This window comes from Proteus sp. G2674, assembly GCF_009915195.1.
GTDB classification, from domain to species: Bacteria; Pseudomonadota; Gammaproteobacteria; order Enterobacterales; family Enterobacteriaceae; genus Proteus; species Proteus mirabilis.
Genome location: NZ_JAABLS010000012.1, coordinates 197,509 through 216,498 on the forward strand (window position 1 = coordinate 197,509; position 18,990 = coordinate 216,498).

General features: G+C 38.4%; 14 protein-coding genes and 1 tRNA gene. 8 read left to right on the forward strand and 7 right to left on the reverse strand.

Annotated elements, in window-relative coordinates; translation table 11 throughout:
- Positions 1-63: 63 nt before the first annotated feature.
- On the reverse strand, positions 64-408 hold the full coding sequence (locus tag GWI58_RS04515; protein WP_004245715.1) for a DUF4156 domain-containing protein: 345 nt from the start codon (positions 406-408) through the stop codon (positions 64-66).
- Between the two features lie 368 nt (positions 409-776).
- Between GWI58_RS04515 and GWI58_RS04520 the strand changes: the two genes are divergently transcribed.
- Positions 777-1,250 carry a hypothetical protein gene (locus GWI58_RS04520; protein WP_110229516.1) on the forward strand — a complete coding sequence of 158 codons (474 nt, stop codon included), beginning with the start codon at positions 777-779 and terminating at the stop codon, positions 1,248-1,250.
- A gap of 96 nt (positions 1,251-1,346) precedes the next feature.
- Here GWI58_RS04520 and groL read toward each other — a convergent pair whose 3' ends face one another.
- The 3 genes from groL to GWI58_RS04535 all read right to left on the reverse strand — a co-directional run bounded on the left by groL (position 1,347) and on the right by GWI58_RS04535 (position 4,015).
- Complete coding sequence (groL, locus tag GWI58_RS04525) at positions 1,347-2,993, reverse strand: chaperonin GroEL (RefSeq protein WP_004245716.1); 1,647 nt, start codon at positions 2,991-2,993, stop codon at positions 1,347-1,349.
- A 52-nt stretch (positions 2,994-3,045) separates the two neighbouring features.
- Positions 3,046-3,339 carry a co-chaperone GroES gene (locus GWI58_RS04530; RefSeq protein ID WP_004249265.1) on the reverse strand — a complete coding sequence of 98 codons (294 nt, stop codon included), beginning with the start codon at positions 3,337-3,339 and terminating at the stop codon, positions 3,046-3,048.
- A 169-nt stretch (positions 3,340-3,508) separates the two neighbouring features.
- Positions 3,509-4,015 carry an FxsA family protein gene (locus GWI58_RS04535; protein WP_004245719.1) on the reverse strand — a complete coding sequence of 169 codons (507 nt, stop codon included), beginning with the start codon at positions 4,013-4,015 and terminating at the stop codon, positions 3,509-3,511.
- A 372-nt stretch (positions 4,016-4,387) separates the two neighbouring features.
- Here GWI58_RS04535 and aspA point away from each other — a divergent pair, with 372 nt between their 5' ends.
- From aspA to GWI58_RS04555, 4 genes are all read left to right on the forward strand, one after another.
- Positions 4,388-5,812: an aspartate ammonia-lyase gene (gene aspA, locus GWI58_RS04540; RefSeq protein ID WP_004245720.1), complete on the forward strand. Its 1,425-nt coding sequence runs from the start codon at positions 4,388-4,390 to the stop codon at positions 5,810-5,812.
- 158 nt (positions 5,813-5,970) lie between these two features.
- Positions 5,971-7,296 carry an anaerobic C4-dicarboxylate transporter gene (locus GWI58_RS04545; protein WP_004245722.1) on the forward strand — a complete coding sequence of 442 codons (1,326 nt, stop codon included), beginning with the start codon at positions 5,971-5,973 and terminating at the stop codon, positions 7,294-7,296.
- Between the two features lie 192 nt (positions 7,297-7,488).
- Complete coding sequence (dicD, locus tag GWI58_RS04550) at positions 7,489-8,061, forward strand: division control transcriptional repressor DicD (RefSeq protein ID WP_004249263.1); 573 nt, start codon at positions 7,489-7,491, stop codon at positions 8,059-8,061.
- 294 nt (positions 8,062-8,355) lie between these two features.
- A tRNA-Phe gene (locus GWI58_RS04555) sits at positions 8,356-8,431 on the forward strand.
- Positions 8,432-8,615: 184 nt separating this feature from the next.
- On the opposite strand, the gene GWI58_RS04560 is transcribed toward GWI58_RS04555, so the two are convergent.
- Genes GWI58_RS04560 through GWI58_RS04570 form a run of 3 tightly spaced genes read right to left on the reverse strand, consistent with a single transcriptional unit; the run spans position 8,616 to position 10,559 of the window.
- On the reverse strand, positions 8,616-8,828 hold the full coding sequence (locus GWI58_RS04560) for a hypothetical protein (RefSeq protein WP_226895325.1): 213 nt from the start codon (positions 8,826-8,828) through the stop codon (positions 8,616-8,618).
- Positions 8,788-9,966 carry a TPM domain-containing protein gene (locus GWI58_RS04565; protein ID WP_161768941.1) on the reverse strand — a complete coding sequence of 393 codons (1,179 nt, stop codon included), beginning with the start codon at positions 9,964-9,966 and terminating at the stop codon, positions 8,788-8,790. The genes GWI58_RS04560 and GWI58_RS04565 overlap by 41 nt, the downstream gene beginning before the upstream one ends.
- Entirely contained in the window at positions 9,963-10,559 is a 597-nt protein-coding gene (locus tag GWI58_RS04570) for a LemA family protein (RefSeq protein ID WP_161742528.1), read from the reverse strand. The genes GWI58_RS04565 and GWI58_RS04570 overlap by 4 nt, the downstream gene beginning before the upstream one ends.
- Before the next feature lie 478 nt (positions 10,560-11,037).
- Here GWI58_RS04570 and GWI58_RS04575 point away from each other — a divergent pair, with 478 nt between their 5' ends.
- The 3 genes from GWI58_RS04575 to GWI58_RS04585 all read left to right on the forward strand — a co-directional run bounded on the left by GWI58_RS04575 (position 11,038) and on the right by GWI58_RS04585 (position 18,976).
- On the forward strand, positions 11,038-11,667 hold the full coding sequence (locus GWI58_RS04575; RefSeq protein ID WP_161768942.1) for an OB-fold-containig protein: 630 nt from the start codon (positions 11,038-11,040) through the stop codon (positions 11,665-11,667).
- A gap of 86 nt (positions 11,668-11,753) precedes the next feature.
- Complete coding sequence (locus GWI58_RS04580) at positions 11,754-13,949, forward strand: hypothetical protein (protein WP_004250158.1); 2,196 nt, start codon at positions 11,754-11,756, stop codon at positions 13,947-13,949.
- Positions 13,950-14,041: 92 nt separating this feature from the next.
- Positions 14,042-18,976: a DNA repair ATPase gene (locus GWI58_RS04585; protein WP_161768944.1), complete on the forward strand. Its 4,935-nt coding sequence runs from the start codon at positions 14,042-14,044 to the stop codon at positions 18,974-18,976.
- Positions 18,977-18,990: the final 14 nt, after the last annotated feature.

Below are 18,990 nucleotides of genomic sequence, written 5' to 3' on the forward strand. Positions count from 1 at the left end.
CACTAACCTTAGTAATATTAGGGTTAGTGGTTAGATATTAGTGAAACACGGCGTAATAACGCATTACTGACATTTATAAACTTGTCCACTCATTTTGCTATCTAGTGGCGCAAAGCTATCGACAATGCTACCTGCACCTGTACCAACATTAAAAATAACATTACCACCCATAGCGGCTGCTTTGTTGCGTAAATCATTAGCAGCACCACGTAGTGATTGGCTTTCAGTACGAGAGCCTGATAACCAATTATTCTGAACGCCGGTTACTGTGCCTAATAATTGGCACTCGCTGCCTGGTTGCGTATCAGTGATTTGTACCTGTGAACCTGCACTGGTCAATGTATTTGTTGCAGAACAGCCTGCTAACAACAACGCTGCAGTGGCTCCCAATAACAATTTAATTCGCATGATCCCCTCATTTCTTTGAGTGTCCGTTTAGTCATGACAACAATATACCCTGTCACTCCTCTTAAGCGCAAAAATAAATCATCCCTATCTTACATTAGCCAATAGTTTTAAGATGTTATTTTCACTTGTTACTTATTTTGACTTAATGATTTAATTTTAGGATAGACAAAGCAATATTGATTTATTTTACACCGCTTTGTGGCTTTTAAAACATATTGTGTGCTTTTCAGATACCACAGTGCGAGACTGGGCACATTATTTGGTCGTCGTTCTTAGCCTAGTCCTCTGCTTTAATGGCATAATCAGGCAATAGGCCATTGATAGAAATTATTTTTTGATACTTAAATAATAGGGAACATTAAATCATTATGTACTGGCTCAATATTAAATTTAACATTATTGCTATCATCGTTGGTGTACTGAGTATTTTTACTATTTTGATTAATCAAAGTTTGGAGCGCGAATATGTTCAAATGAGCCCCAAACTAGAACAAATCGTCCATGAAAAAGTGAGTAGCTTAAAAAAATCAGTTGTTGATGCGATAAAAGGGAAAACTTATCAAGCTCCTGCTATAGATATCGTGGCAGAGCAGCGGCAACAATTGTTAAATCGGATGGAACAAATCAAACAAATTGGTGTAGTTCTGAGTGTATTAGGGATTATTTTTACTGCAATTTCATTTATTCGACATGAAAACAAATACTCTTGTCGGATAGCCTTAGCACTTAATGGAAGTATTCTGTCTATTTCTCTTTTAATGTATGTTGCAACAAGTATTGCTAGTATTGTTTCCATATTACTTCTTATATGGCTGCTAGGTAATATCTTCGGTTTCTGTTAAAGACAATAAAAATGATATAAACAGCCAGAACGACTTATTATGTAAAAAACCCGAGCCTAAGCTCGGGTTTTTGGTGTAAAACAGCTAGCTGATGAATTACATCATGCCGCCCATTCCACCCATGCCGCCCATTCCACCAGCAGCACCTAAATCCATTTTTTCGTCTTTAGGTAAATCTGTCACCATAGCTTCAGTGGTGATCATCAGACCTGCGATAGAAGCTGCGAATTGCAGAGCAGAACGAGTTACTTTAGTTGGATCTAAGATACCCATTTCAATCATATCGCCATAAGCTTCTGTTGCAGCGTTATAACCGTAGTTACCTTGGCCTGCTTTCACATCGTTAACTACCACAGAAGGCTCTTCACCTGCGTTAGCAACGATTTGACGCATTGGCGCTTCCATTGCACGTAGTGCAACACGGATACCAACTGTTTGTTCTTCGTTATCACCTGTCATTTCACGCAGCGCATTAGCAACGCGAACAAGTGCAGTACCACCACCAGCAACAACGCCTTCTTCAACTGCTGCGCGAGTTGCATGCAGAGCATCATCAACACGAGCACGTTTTTCTTTCATTTCAACTTCAGTAGCTGCACCGACTTTAATTACCGCAACACCGCCAGCTAATTTAGCCACACGCTCTTGCAGTTTTTCACGATCGTAATCTGAAGTTGCATCTTCGATTTGTTGACGGATTTGAGCAACACGGCCACTGATAGCCTCTTGTTCACCCAGACCATCGATGATGGTTGTCGTATCTTTGTTGATAACAACACGTTTCGCTTGGCCTAAATCTTCCAGCGTTGCTTTTTCTAACTCCATACCGATTTCTTCAGAAATCACAGTACCATTAGTTAGAATAGCGATATCTTGTAACATTGCTTTACGGCGATCACCAAAACCTGGTGCTTTAACCGCAGCAACTTTCACGATACCACGCATGTTGTTGACGACTAATGTTGCCAGTGCTTCACCTTCAACATCTTCTGCAATGATCAGCAGAGGTTTGTTTGCTTTAGCAACACCTTCTAAAACAGGAAGTAATTCACGGATATTAGAGACTTTTTTATCAACTAATAGGATGAATGGATTTTCTAACTCAGCTGTACCTGTTTCTGGTTTGTTGATGAAGTAAGGAGACAGGTAACCGCGGTCAAACTGCATACCTTCAACAACATCCAGCTCATCTTCTAAGCCAGTACCTTCTTCTACAGTGATGACACCTTCTTTACCCACTTTTTCCATTGCTTGAGCAATCAGAGTACCAACGGTTTCATCAGAGTTAGCAGAAATAGTACCTACTTGAGCAATAGCTTTAGTATCTGAACATGGAACAGACAGTTTTTTCAGTTCTTCTACTGCGCCCACAACGGCTTTATCGATACCGCGTTTCAGATCCATAGGGTTCATGCCAGCGGCAACTGCTTTTAAGCCTTCGGCGATAATTGCTTGTGCTAACACTGTTGCAGTTGTAGTACCGTCACCTGCCGCATCATTAGCTTTAGAAGCAACTTCTTTCACCATCTGAGCACCCATATTCTCGAATTTATCTTCTAATTCGATTTCACGGGCAACAGAAACACCGTCTTTAGTGATAACAGGTGCACCGAAAGATTTATCTAAAACAACGTTACGACCTTTAGGGCCTAAAGTTACTTTAACTGCATCTGCAAGAACATTAACACCACGTAACATTTTATTACGAGCGTCTATACCGAATTTGACGTCTTTAGCTGCCATCGTATATTTCCTTTGAATTCGTTCAGTTTAAGAAGATCTTAAAAGAGAAAAATTATGCTTCTACAATTGCTAAAATGTCGCTTTCAGACATGATAAGCACGTCTTCGTTATCAATTTTTTCTGATTTAACACCATAACCATCGTTAAAAATTACGATATCGCCAACTTTAACATCGAGTGGTTTGACTTCACCGTTTTCCATAATACGGCCGTTACCAACTGCTAAGATTTCGCCACGAGTTGATTTACCCGCTGCAGAGCCAGTCAGTACGATACCACCTGCTGATTTAGCTTCGACTTCTTTACGTTTAACAATAACACGGTCATGTAATGGACGAATCTTCATTAATAGATCTCCTATAAAAAAGTCCATATCAGGATTAAGGTTGATACCAGTGCCTAAGATGAACCAGTACCATGACGATACAAGTGGGGGCATCCAATAAAACTTCAAGGGGGAGAAAAGTGTTTTTTTTCAAAAAATCCCCTTTTTAGATGATTATGCTTATAGTTAATTATTTTTTATCAGAAAAATGGTCATTATCCTGATGTTCATCCTTATTATTCAGTTGCTTACTAGGTGAATCTTCTTTACGTTGATATTCACCTTCAAAAGTACTCCCACCTTGATGGGAAGAAAAGCCATTTCCACCCTGTCCGGGGGTATAAATTTTGATACGCGTAATCAGTTTTGTTACCAATAGCGCTTGTAATGGGGGTAACAATAAAAGTAAGCCGAGGAAATCAGTAAAGAAGCCAGGGATCAATAACAAAATCCCTGCCAACACCAATGAAACGCTTTTCACCATTTCAGCCGCAGGCACTTCTCCCATGGCTAATTTTTGTTGCATTGAAGCAATATTTTTCACACCTTGATTTTTGACCAAAGAGATCCCGACACAAGAAGTCAGTACCACTAGGAATAGGGTTGTAAGAACGCCAATTGAAGAGGCAACATGCACAAAAATCACAGCTTCTATATAAATAAGAAGGCAGATAACAATTAATGGGAGCCAACGCACTTGGTTCTCCTTTTATAAAAAAGATTCATATTATTAATAGAAAGGAGTGTGAACCACCTCTAAGCTAACAGCTTATACACTCGCTTTTTCTTAGTTTATCTACATAATAATGGGGAGCCTAATCCTCCTTTTCAAGGGAGCATAAAAAGAGAAGTAGAACTGTAAAATCCATGAGATAGATCACAAAAAGAAAATAATTCAGCGTTATTTACTTATAAAGTGATCCAGCTTAAAGGTATTTGCTTACAACCCGAATATGATCGTGTCAGTACCAAGCAAAACGGTAAGTTATATTACATTATTAACCGTTAACGATTTATTTTATTAACAAGCGCATAACTAGACAGTTAAAATTTTAATAAGAAGGTTCTCATGTCAAATAAAACTCGTATCGAAGAAGACCTGTTAGGTAAAAGAGAAGTTCCTGCTGATGCTTACTACGGCGTCCACACTTTACGTGCAATTGAAAACTTCTACATCAGTGATCGTACAATCAATGATGTTCCAGAATTCATCCGCGGTATGGTCATGGTGAAAAAAGCCGCTGCATTAGCAAACAAAGAGCTTCACACTATTCCTCGCGAAATCGCTGATACGATTATCAAAGCCTGTGATGTTGTTTTAGAAACAGGCAAACACATGGATCAATTCCCAGTTGATGTATTCCAAGGTGGTGCGGGTACTTCATTAAACATGAATACTAACGAAGTTATCGCAAACATCGGTTTGGAATTAATGGGTCATCAAAAAGGTGAATATCAATATCTGAACCCTAACGATCACGTGAATAAGAGCCAATCAACAAACGACGCTTATCCTTGTGGTTTCCGTATCGCAGTTTATAACTCTGTTATTAAATTAACTGAGTCTATTGAGCTACTGAAAGCAGGTTTTGATAGAAAAGCAACTGAATTTGAAGACATCCTGAAAATGGGTCGTACTCAATTACAAGATGCTGTACCAATGACTTTAGGCCAAGAATTCCACGCTTTCTCAGTATTAATGAAAGAAGAAATCAAAAACCTAAAACGTACTGCTGAATTACTGTTAGAAATGAACTTAGGTGCAACTGCTATCGGTACTGGTTTAAATACTGCACCTGGCTACCAAAAATTAGCTGTTGAAAAATTAGCAGAAGTAACTGGTTTACCTTGCGTTCCAGCTGAAGACTTAATCGAAGCAACCTCTGACTGTGGTGCTTACGTAATGGTTCACGCTGCATTAAAACGTCTAGCAGTGAAAATGTCTAAAATCTGTAATGACTTACGTTTACTTTCTTCTGGTCCTCGTGCCGGCCTGAAAGAAATTAACCTGCCAGAATTACAAGCAGGCTCTTCAATCATGCCAGCTAAAGTAAACCCAGTTATCCCAGAAGTTGTGAACCAAGCTTGCTTTAAAGTTATCGGTAATGATACTTGCGTCACCATGGCAGCTGAAGCAGGTCAATTACAATTAAACGTAATGGAACCGGCTATTGGTCAAGCAATGTTTGAATCAATTTCTCTATTAAGCAACGCTTGCCGTAACTTAGTTGAAAAATGTGTTGATGGTATCACTGCTAATAAAGAAATCTGTGAACACTTCGTATTTAGCTCAATCGGTATCGTAACTTATCTAAACCCATTCATCGGTCACCACAACGGCGACATCGTTGGTAAAATTTGTGCAGAAACAGGTAAGAGCGTACGTGAAGTGGTATTAGAACGTGGCTTATTAACTGAAGAACAACTGGATGATATCTTCTCTGTTGAGAACCTAAAACACCCGGCTTACAAAGCAAAACGCTTCGATGATTAATATTTATGTTTCATAACATAATCATGTTAAACATAAGAATGAGCTCTTAAAAATACAAGGCACGGACTCTTTAAGAGACGTGCCTTTTTACTTGATTGTAAAAACAAAAATTTAACTTATCTTTCTCATTTTTTTAATTATCTCAAGGAGTAAACGCTATGTTAGCCGTAGAATTGATTATCGTTCTGCTGGCCATTTTCCTCGGTGCGAGACTAGGAGGAATTGGTATCGGGTTTGCCGGTGGTTTAGGGGTGTTAGTATTAGCCGCTATCGGTGTTAAACCAGGTACTATCCCTTTTGATGTGATCTCCATCATTATGGCTGTTATTGCCGCAATCTCTGCGATGCAGGTTGCTGGTGGTTTAGATTATTTAGTTGATCAAACAGAAAAACTATTAAGACGTAATCCTAAATACATCACAATACTTGCGCCAATTGTGACTTATTTATTAACTCTCTTTGCAGGTACAGGTAATATCTCTTTAGCTACATTACCCGTTATTGCTGAAGTTGCTAAAGAGCAAGGCATCAAACCTTGTCGCCCATTATCAACAGGGGTAGTTGCTGCACAAATTGGTATTACAGCATCACCTATTTCTGCTGCAGTTGTTTATATGGCATCAGTCATGGAAAACCCTGCAATGGTCGGTGAAGGTAATACAGTAAGTTATATCACTCTGTTATCTATTTTATTACCAGCGACTTTCCTTGCTATTATTCTGATGTCATTCATCATCTCTTGGGTATTTAACTCAAAACTGTCTGATGATGCGATTTATCGTCAACGTTTAGAGCAAGGTCTAGTTGAATTACGTAATAGTAAAGAGCGTAGAGAAACATTACCGGGTGCTAAATCTTCTGTAATGCTATTCTTACTTGGTGTTATTTGTGTGGTCACTTATGCCATTATCAATAGCCCAAGTTTAGGCATTGTAAAAGAGCCGTTAATGAACACCACTAACGCTATCCTTATCATTATGCTGAGTGTGGCAACACTTATTACTGTTTTCTGTAAAGTTAAAACAGATAACATCTTAAACTCAAGTACATTTAAAGCAGGTATGAGTGCGTGTATTTGTATTCTGGGTGTTGCTTGGTTAGGTGATACTTTCGTTTCAAGTAATATCGATTGGATCAAACTGACTGCCGGTGATTTAATCACAGGTCATCCTTGGTTATTAGCGGTTATTTTCTTCTTCTGCTCTGCCTTATTATATTCACAAGCGGCAACAGCAAAAGCATTAATGCCAATGGCTTTAGCTTTAGGTGTTTCTCCATTAACAGCAATTGCATCATTCTCAGCCGTTTCTGGTCTATTTATTCTACCAACTTACCCAACACTGGTTGCTGCCGTTCAAATGGATGACACTGGTACAACTCGTATTGGTAAATTAGTCTTTAACCATCCATTCTTTATCCCTGGTACTATCGGTGTGATATTAGCGGTCGGATTTGGTTTCCTCTTCGGCGGTATGATTTTGTAGTTTAAAACCAATATTTAAAAAGACATTGCAAAAAGCTTTACTTTTTAACTAGATATAAAAATAAGTCCCCTCACCCAAATGGATGAGGGGATTTTATTTTGACGCTATCCCTCTAGCGTCTGTGACTTTCATTTCTGATTAAAATCTGTTAATTATGGTGCTCTTGCGACACTATGATTTAAGGAGATTTCCGTGCAACGTGAAGCATTATTAGACCACGTACTTATCCAATTAGAGCAACATGGGCTTGCCGCTACGTTGCCTGAGTTATTGCAGGGATTTGCTATTACTGAATCTGAACTCCAACCTTTTTGGCCTGATAAAGACGCGTTAATTTTTGATTGTCTACGCCATCATGGACAGCAAATTGATATTTGGCAACGTCAAGTGATGTTAGATGAAACGCTGACCACAGAGCAAAAATTACTAGCACGTTACGATCAGCTGGCTATGCGCTTAGAAAAAAATCGTTTCCCAGGCTGTTTGTTTGTCGCGGCTTGTAGTGCTTATCCTGATGAGCATTCACAAATCCATCAGTTAAGCCAGCGCCAAAAGCAAAGCTCATTTGAATACTCTAGAACGCTACTACGCAAGCTTGATCTTGAAGATAGTGAGTTAGTCGCTAAACAAATGGAACTCATCTTAGAAGGCTGTTTAAGTCGCTTAATGGTCAATCGTCGCGCTGACGATATCACTACAGCAAAACTATTAGCTCAAGATATTCTTAAAATCGCCCAATGTCGTAAAAATGGTGCGCTAAGCTGATTGCATATCAATATTGCAATTAGAGTAATTGCTCATTTCATTCTCTTATTCCATTACTCTCAATGAGAGGAAGAGAAAAGCGGTTAAGTGATAAGCAAAGGAAAAATATCTCTTTAAAAGATAAAAATGGACTATCTTTACTGATTGTTATTTAAGCGTTTTTTATTAGAAAATCGCTTATGCTGAAAAATCAGACTCAAATAGAATAAAAAGAGAGCAAACAAACTTATTTTTGCATTTTTTATTAAAAAGACGTTGACGCATCACGCTGAATACGGTTTAATGCGCCTCGTTGCCCGGATAGCTCAGTCGGTAGAGCAGGGGATTGAAAATCCCCGTGTCCTTGGTTCGATTCCGAGTCCGGGCACCACTTTAAAACTTGTTAATCAGCAATTTAAATAGCTGAGAGAACAACTAAGGGTTAGAAAAATATATTTTGATATTATCATCTTATATTGAAACTCTTAAATAAAACAGGCTTGTTTTGCAAGGCTGTTTTTTTTATTTTTACTACTCTCTACCGCATTTACTTATATCGTAGTCAAATACTACTTCTAATATTCTCGCCCCATCAATTCCGCTTCAAGTATATCTCGCAAGTTATCAACACTTTCATCAATGTATTCTAATATCGATGTAATACTGGCATGCCCTAATAGCCTTTTCACAACATGCAGATTACGCTCTGGTGATTGCATCATAAGATAAAAATAGCGACATATTCCTCTACCAACTCCCTGAAGCGCCCCCACCACCACTCGAACCACCGCCACCACCGCTAGAAGAACTAGAAGAGCTTGATGAACTGGATGAACTAGATGAATAAGACGAACTCGAATAACCACCAGAGCCTGAATAACCACTACGTCTACGAATACGTTTTGAATATGGCAGTTGATTAAACGGTGAACCGAACGGACTAGCGACACAAATCGCTTTCCATTCTTTTCGTTGTTGCCGATAAATTGGAAATAACAGGTTGATAATACCAAATAAAACCACTAATACGATAAAATTACATAATAATGACAATATGACTATTATCACTAAAACAAAATTATCAATAATACCATCAAGAAAGACTTGTGTATAAAACATCACCGCCGCAAAACAGAGTGTCATGGGGAAAAATAACGTTGAAAATGTAGGAAAATAGTACGAATATTGCAGATAATTTTTCAACTGTTTACGTTGTTTTATACTTAACTTACCTTTTTGGTCTGCTGGATTTTTCTTTTTTCTTCCTCTAGGCGCTAATAATTGATTAATTTTGGTTTTTATTTTTCGCGTCGAGAATATCAACTGAAACCAATAAACACTGCCTAATATTACCAAATAAATTAGGATGAAATGTGTGTGGAATATTTTAAGTGTATTAGTATTTATCTGTGAGTTAGTGAAACTTATTGGTTCATGATTAACGGCTTGAATAGCCTTTTTAACCCCTTGTTCGATGCCTGCATAATAATTATTTGAACGAAAAAATGGCAACATTTCATTGCGAATAATTCGTCCTGCCAGTACATCAGTTAATGCTCCCTCATAGCCATACCCGACTTCAAAACGAACATTACGATCATTAATTGCCACCACGAGCAATAATCCATTATCTTTCCCTTTTCTACCTATCTTCCATTGATTAAAAACACGAAAAGCAAAGGATTCGATAGTTTCTTTCCCTGTCGTTGGAACGATATAGACAACAAATTGTGATCCATCATTACGACTATTTTCGAAGTTAACCAATAAAGTATTTAACGCTTTGAATTGTTGTGCAGTCAATAAATTTGCACTATCAATCACCCTATCTGTTTTTAGTTGAGGAATATCATTCGCTGATGCACTCACTATCACGCTAAAGCTAAATAAGAACAATGAGAATAAGAATAAAACCTTACGTATCATGAGGCAAAGTCCACCACTGGTGTTACTTTTATTTCCTGTTCACTCTCAACAGTGAAATTGACTTTTTTATCATATCCCATAACGATAGCTATGAAGTTATAAGGAAACTGTCTAATCTGAGTATTATAATGACGAACTGCCTCGATATATCGCCCTCTAGCAACAGAGATACGATTTTCGGCTCCCTCTAATTGCACCATCAGATCTTGATATAATGTGTTAGCTTTCAAGTCAGGATATCTTTCTGAAATAGCTAAAAGACGTGATAAAGATTTGCCCAAATCATCCTGTGCTTTTTGATAACTCGTAGCAAGTGTAGAATTTTCAAATAAACGCGTATTGATATTAATTTGTCCAACAGACGCTCTTGCCTTTACAACATCTTGTAATACTTGGCTTTCATAATTTGAGTACCCTTTAACTGTATTGACTAGATTAGGGATCAAATCTAAACGACGTTGATATTGATTTAATAATTCTGATGCCGCCGCAGTAACTAACTCGTCATTCTTCTGGATTTTATTATAAGCATTAATCAATACAACAAAAATAATGATAAGAAGCAAAACCAAACCAACGACTAACTTACGCATAAAATATCCTTTTATTGGTGAGCTTTTAGTTCTATGACAGCAATAAATTTATCATTTTTATCAACTAAAAAAAATCATTTAATATTATTACCCATTTTTTATTGTGGTTACTATTTTTAGTCGATCTTTTCTTCAGTATTTTTCAATAATACTCCTATCTTCTTAATGAAATAGAATATTCACTCAATATATTTATTTTTTGCACAACAAAATAATTATTATCTTAAGATAAGGTATTGCCATCAGAGTAAAATCACCTTTATCTTTTTTAAAGAATGATCTGATTTTCTAATACAGAAGAATTAATACTATCTCATTGCTATCTCAGTCATTTATCTTAACTACCAATGAACATAAAAATAAATTAAGATAGACAAAATGTGTTCTCAACCACATGTTTTTGCAACCATTTAACATAGTATTATTAGTATTAACCTAAAAGAGACACGCTCATCTCGTTAATTTAAGAGAACGCTTTATGAACCTTTTTTTCCAAAATAGCTTAGCCTTTCCTAGCATTATCTTTAGTGCCTTACTTATTATTATCCTCTTTTATTGGCTATGTGCTGCTTTTGGACTATTAGATATCGATTTATTTAATATCGATAGCGAATTAGATGTCGATGCGACGGGCCTTGCGGGTTGGCTAACTAAATTAGGGCTTGCCGGTATTCCGGTAACCATTATATTAACCTTCTTCACTTTGTTCGGCTGGTTTATTAGTTACTTTTGCGTACATTGGTTTATTCGTTTTATTGAAACAGATTTATTGCGTTATGTTATCGGCTTTATTGCTTTTATTATCATCAGCTTTGTTTCTCTTAATTTAACAGCGCTATGCTTAAAACCAATCCGCAATAAGCTCATTTCTCGTAGCAAACCTAAATCAGTTCACCAACTAGTGGGAAAATTTGCTGTAGTACGCTCCGAATATGTCACAGAAAATAAAGGTGAAGCCCTATTAGAAGATGGTGGTGCCGGTTTAATTTTACAGATCAGAGCGCCAACAACAGAAAATATTAAACGAGGGGATAGCGTAATTATTATTAGTTATGACGCGCCTACTCATAGTTATCAAGTCGTAACGGAAGATGAATTTCACCGCTAATGATAAATTCGGTGAAAGGAAAATAAGTTAACAGACACATTAAGATTAAAAATGACGACATCGTCTGAACCTATGGAGAAAAATGTATGGATTTGGCTTTCGTTATGCCTTTCTTAACAATTATTGGCTGTGTGATCTTAGTTATTTTAGGACTCTTTGGTTTGTTCAAAGCGTTTTATATTAAGGTTCCACAAGGTACAGCATTAATTGTTAACGACATGACATCACAACCTAAAGTTCATTTTACTGGGGCTTTAGTTTATCCGGTTATCTACAAAAAAGAGTTTATGCGTATTTCGCTTTTAACCTTAGAAGTCGATCGCCGTGGTAAAGATGGATTAATTTGCCAAGATAATTTACGTGCAGATATTACTGTCGCCTTCTACCTGCGTGTTAATGAAACGACAGAAGATGTATTAAAAGTCGCTAAAGCGATTGGTGTAGATAGAGCATCAGATCATCAAGCCGTAAGTACATTATTTAGTGCTAAATTCTCTGAAGCCTTAAAAACCGTCGGCAAACAATTTGAGCTATCGAAATTATTTGAAGATAGACAAAATTTCCGTGATCGTATTGTTGATGTGATTGGTAAAGATCTCAATGGTTATGCGTTAGAAGATGTGGCCATCGACTATTTAGAGCAAACCCCTAAATCAGCCCTTGATCCAAATAATATTTTTGATTCAGAAGGTATTCGCAAAATTACCGAAATTACTGCAATACATAATATCGAAACGAATCAAAAAGAGCGTGACCAAGAGTTAGCGATTCAAAAGAAAAATGTTGAAACTCGCGAAGCAAGTCTGGCTTTAGAGCGCCAACAAGCAGATGCAGAAGCTCGCCAACAGCGTGAAATTGATAATATCCGTGCCCGTGAAAGTTCAGAAACCTTACGAGTACAAGAAGAAGAGCGTCTAAAAGCAGAGCAAGCTCGTATTCAAACTCAGCAAGAAATTGAAATACGAGAAGAAAACCGTATGCGTGAAGTCGAAGTCGCGCAACAAAATCGCACCAGAGCGGTAGCTATCGAGCAAGAGCGCGTTAATCGTGCCCGTGAATTAGAAATTGTCGCTCGTGAGCGAGAAGTTGAACTACAACGTATTGAAAAAGAAAAAGCGTTAGAAGAAGAACGCAAAAATATTTCAAATGTGATCCGCGAGCGTGTTGCTGTTGAAAAAACGGTCGCACAAGAAGAAGAGCGTATTAAAGAAGTACGTGAAGTCTCAGAAGCTGAGCGTATGCGCCAAGTGACGGTGATTAATGCGCAAGCTGAAGCCGAAGAATCTTTAGTACGCCAAGTGAAAAAAGCCGAAGCGGATGAATCAAGTGCGAAACATAAAGCTGAAGAAATCAGCACCATGGCAAAAGCAGAATTAGAAGCCTCTGTGAAACAAGCTGAAGCGAAAAAACGCTTAGCTGAAGGGATCGAGGCTGAACACGCAGCATTAGGCCTTGCCGAAGCACGTGTTCGTCAAGCGACTGCCGAAGCAGAAGAAAAAGAAGGTTTAGTACAAGCCAATATCACAGCGGAACAACTGTTAGCACAAGCGCGTGGCTTGAAAGAAAAAGGCTTAAGTGAAGCGCAAGTCATGGAAGCAAAAGCACAAGCGCAACAACAACAAGGTTTTGCTGAAGCGAAAATTCTTGAAGAGAAATTAGCAGCTCAAGCTCGCGGTGAAGAGCAACAAGCGAATGCCAAAGAAAAACTGGGTCTTGCTGATGCGAAAATTCTTGAAGAAAAACTGGCTGCTCAAGCGCGTGGTGAGGGTCAATTAGGTTCAGCACAAGCAGAAGTGATCCGCCAACGTCTGAAAGCAGAAGCTGACGGTTTAACAGATAAATTCAAGTCAATGGATCACCTCAGTGATACTGCTCGTGCTCATGAAGAGTTCCGTATGCGCCTTGAAAAACAATTTGAACAAGCCATGGCTTCTATTGAAGCAAATAAAGAGATTGCCCGTGAGCAAGCAGATGTATTAGCAGCTGCACTGAGCAAAACGAATATTGAAATTGTCGGTGGTGATGGCAACTTCTTTAATACCTTCTCTAAAGCACTGAGCTTAGGTAAAGCGGTTGATGGTTTTATGGATAAAAGTAGCTTTGCCAAAGAGAACGTTGAGAAATTGATTAATCGTACTCAACAAGATAAAAATTTAGATGTTGCTTCACTGCTAAAAAATCCAGAAGTTCAAGAATTAATTAATGGATTTATGGCGACTAAAGGTGCGGGTCAACTGATCAAAGAAGTCACAGCAAAATCAGACACCCCAAAAGAAGATTAATATCGCTCTAAAAGGAGAGGAAAAGACATAGAGAAATTCTCTATGTCTTTTCGATTGTTTCTATCGTTTAAGCCAAGGAAATCCGTTATACCATGTCTGATATTCATGATACGAATCGCGAACAGGAAATACTTGATAGCGCTGTTGCACAAGGTGGCGCATATGAAATATTGCGTAAACGCCTTACCGAGCAAGGTCAGCAGTTACATGTAAAAGCCACTGAACTCAATCAGCATCGATTAGCTGAATTTGGTCAAAGCCAAATGGATATCATTGGCCGTATTCGTATTCGAACAGAGAATAATTGCCAAGCAAGAGATATTGTTCGCGTTGGTGAATGGTTACTATTTGGTTATAACGTTTTCCTCGGTTTAAAACGAGAAACGCATCTTGAAGATGTTTTTTCACTTTATCGCTTAATTGATAATGATGGCGAGTTTGATGTTGAAGCGGTTGCTTATGAAGGCACTTTTTTAAATGATAATCGCTTTATCCAAGATTTTACCGAGTTATACACTTACTATAAAAATACGCAACTACTACAGCTAGTTGAGCGTGATGGTAAATTACTCGCTAGTTTTCAAATTGGTGATCGTATTACCGATGTACGCGTCTTCCGTTGGTCGATATCCAGTGACAAACAACGTATTGAATATATTGATAATCGTGGCGAACGCGATATAGCACTCCCCCCTGCTTACGATTTTGATTGGATAAAAACACAACGTGAAGATACGGTAAATGGGCGTTTTCCTCATATCAACATTTTAGATACAGTCTTTGTAGAAACCACCGGTGGCGATCTGACTGTCAAATGTGAAAACAATACCGAAGATGGTTTAGGTATTTATCGTGAAGCGGTATTAGATAAAAACCAGTCCCTTGATGATGCACAAATTGAATATGCACAAACTGGCAGTTTAATTTTATTAAAAGTGCTTCCTTACCGCGAAGAGAATTGGCGTTATTTAGTTTATAACACACTAACACAAAGTGTTCAGCGTATTGATGCCATTGGGCAAGCTTGTGTGCAACTTCCGGAAGATCACGGTATCATTTTTCCCGGCGGCTACTATCTACAAAATGGCGATTACAAAACCTTTGATCAACCAATGGAAGGTATGTATTTTCGTCGTTTACGTCGTTCACCTAACGGTGAAGATGTGCTGTATGTCTTCTATTCACCGACACAAGGTCGTCTCGCGCTATTTAATTACAATATGATTGAGCGTAAATTGGCGACACCATTGGTCGGTCATGGCTATGCCATGTTAGAAGATGGCAAAATGGTGCTATTTGAAGGAGAAGGCGAAGAAGCTACCCGTGTTCACCCGATGCAAGTTTGGCAAACGCCCTTCTATTCTGAAGAATTTGCCGATAAACAACCGCCACGAAACGGCTTTTATGGGCGTATTGGTAATGCCGATTTAGTTCGCGGGATCTCAGAAATTTTACATGTCGCCAAAGAAATTGAAGGTAGCCAAGTTTCCATCGCTCGTTATGAGCAACTTAGCCAACAACCAAAAAGCTTATTAGATCTCTATTACTGGTTTAATGATGAACACTGTCTAGGTATTGGCCCCTTACTAAAAGAGATCGCTCAAACAAGTGAATTAGTGCTTGATGAATATGAAAAAGTCGAAAGTATTCGTCAACAATCAGCGAAATCAATGCAAGAAGCGATCAACCGTCAGAAATCTCTGTTATCACTGACACTGCCTGATAGTTGGACCGATATTCAACAATTTGTTGATAGTTTAAATTCGCTCAATACACACCATGGACACCTTATTTCTTTGCGTGAATTCCGATATATGGATTTAACGCAATTAAATAAAATGGAAACGGAAATAACCGAGGCACAGCAACGTGTTTCGCAAGCCACAGCCCAATTTCTTGCCAGCGACAAAGCGCTACAGCCTTTTAAAACACAGCTTACTACTTTTGAACAACAGATAGAAAAAGCACAAAACAGTACTCAGCTTGATGTACCAATGAATGAGATGGCGCAGATGTCAGAAGATTTAGACATGCTGTCAAATCTGATGGCATCACTCACCTTTGAGGATGTGACGCAACAAACGCAGATTATTGATGCCATCTCCCAAATTTATGCACAACTCAATCAATCACGAGCTCGCTTACAGCAAAAAAGAAAATCACAAAGTAGCGTAGAAACCGTCGCTCAATTTGGTGCGCAATTCCGCCTATTTAGTCAGGGGATCACCAATGCTTTATCACTGGCAACAGATCCGGAACGTTGTGAAGAGCAGCTTTCACGACTGCTAGTACAGCTAGAAGAATTAGAAAGCCAATTTAGTCAGCATGATGAATTTCTTGATGATATCTTGTCAAAACGTGAAGAGTTATTAGAGACTTTTGAGGCGCATAAACAATCGTTACTTGATGATCGTCAACGTCGTTCACAAAGCTTATTAACTGCTGCTAATCGTCTCTTAGAAAATCTGCAACGTAGAACAACTCGGTTGCAATCACAAGATGAATTAAATGCTTTTTTTGCCTCTGATCCTTTAGCATTAAAAACACGTGAAATCATTGAAAAACTAAGAGAAATCAATGACAACGTTAAAGCAGATGATATTGATGCCCGTCTTAAATCGTCTCGTGATCAAGCCATCCGTATCTTACGTGATAAAACGGATATCTTTGAAGAGGGCGGCAATGTTATTAAATTAGGCCCTCGTCACCGTTTTAGCGTTAATACACAAGAGCTAGATCTTACTATTTTACCGAAAGAAGATAAGCTTTGGTTGTATCTAACTGGTACCGATTTCCAAGAGCCAATCGACCATCCAGAGCTTGAAACACTGCGCCCTTACTGGAATGCAACATTAAGTTCAGAATCTGAAACGGTGTATCGTGCGGAATATCTCGCCTATTCAATTATCTATGCTGCATCAAAACGTCAAGATGGATTAACCCTTGAAATCTTAAAAGAAGCACTGAGTGTACCTGAAAAATTAGAAAAGTTAGTACGTGATTTCGCAACACCTCGCTATAAAGAAGGCTATGAAAAAGGGATCCACGATCATGATGCTATCGCCATTCTAAAGAAACTCCTACCTGTAGGTGAAAGTGCCGATCTGCTTCGTTACAACCCAACAGCACGGGCAATTGCTGCGATTTTCTGGGAAAAAGTACAAACGAACGAATACCCAGCATTATGGCCAGAGCGCGCAAGAACGGCCGTGAATATTCAACAACTGTTTCATAATGATGATGCATTAATTGATTTACAGGCAGAAATAGAAGCGGATATTCGCCTATTCCTTACTGATAATCCGATTAAATGTGGATCTTATGTTCCGATCCAAGCCGCTGAATATTTAAGTTTTGCATTAGCAAGAACACCAATAGAATTGGTTTACAGTAAATATGCCAAAGAGCTCGTTCTTGCCCTACAAAACCGATTAGAAGCCGCTCATATGTGGATTGATTTTAATCGTTCACAACAAAATTTAGCCTCACGTTATGCACAACGTTGGGCATTGATCCAAAATTGGCTACAAGGATTGTGCTCTCAAGCCGATTATGCTCATCTAACCCCTTATATTCCGGGGGCAATTGCCATTATTATGTTAGATAAAATCGCCTCTGCACGTTATAGCGAGGTTGATTTATACTTTAAGGTAAACGGATTATTAGGTGAGCATCCTACTATTGAAAATCAAACACTTTCATTGAGTTTAGATGATTATTTCAGCCGTATGCGCGGACAGCGTAAAACCTTTATTCCCGCCTTTAATCATTATCTGACTTTACGACAAAAAATTGTTCTTGAAGAGCGCCAGCGTTTAAAACTGGATGAGTTTAAAGCAAAACCTCTCAGTTCATTTGTGCGTAATAAACTAATTAACGATGTCTATTTGCCAATTATTGGTGACAATATGGCAAAACAGATTGGTGCATTAGGTGAAGGGAAACGCACTGACTTGATGGGATTATTATTAATGATCTCCCCACCAGGTTACGGTAAAACGACCTTAATGGAATATGTAGCCGATCGTTTAGGACTGATCTTTATGAAAATAAATGGCCCTGCTTTAGGTCATAATGTTTTGTCATTAGATCCCGAACAAGCGCCAAACGCAACAGCAAAACAAGAGCTAGAAAAACTCAATCTTGCCCTTGAGATGGGCAATAATGTGATGTTGTATGTCGATGATATTCAACATACACACCCTGAATTCCTACAAAAATTTATCTCGCTATGTGATGGCACACGCCGTATTGAAGGGGTTTGGAAAGGGAAAACCCGAACCTATGATATGCGCGGTAAAAAATTCTGTGTGGTGATGGCGGGTAACCCTTATACCGAGTCTGGTGAACTATTTAAGATCCCCGATATGTTAGCTAACCGTGCTGATATCTATAATCTTGGTGAGGTATTAGGGGGAATGGATGACGCCTTTGCACTCAGTTATATTGAAAATAGCTTAACCTCTAACTCAGTTCTTGCTCCCCTTGCTTTACGTGATCTAAACGATCTCTATCTTTTTGTTGATAAAGCCATGGGTAAATCAGTTTCAACCAATTCCCTCAGTTATCCTTATTCGGATGCGGAAATTAATGAAATTGTGATGGTATTAAAACATCTAATTACTTTGCGTGATGTGATTTTAAAAGTAAATCAACAATATATAGCAAGTGCGGCACAATCCGATAAATATCGTACTGAGCCTGCATTCCGCTTACAAGGCAGTTATCGCAATATGAACAAATTAAGCGAAAAAGTCTCTGCGGTTATGAATGAGAAAGAAATTGAACGCTTACTCGACGATCACTATCTTGGCGAAGCCCAATTACTCACAACGGGTGCTGAAGAGAACTTATTAAAACTGGCGGAAATACGTGGCACATTAACCGAACAAGATGCTATTCGTTGGCAGCAAATCAAAAAAGATTTTATGCGCAACAAAGCATTAGGTGGTGATAATGCCGATATTGGCGATCGCGTAGTGTCACAGTTGGCGAATTTAGTAGAAAGTGTGCAGAGTTTACGCTAAAGAGATAAATTAAC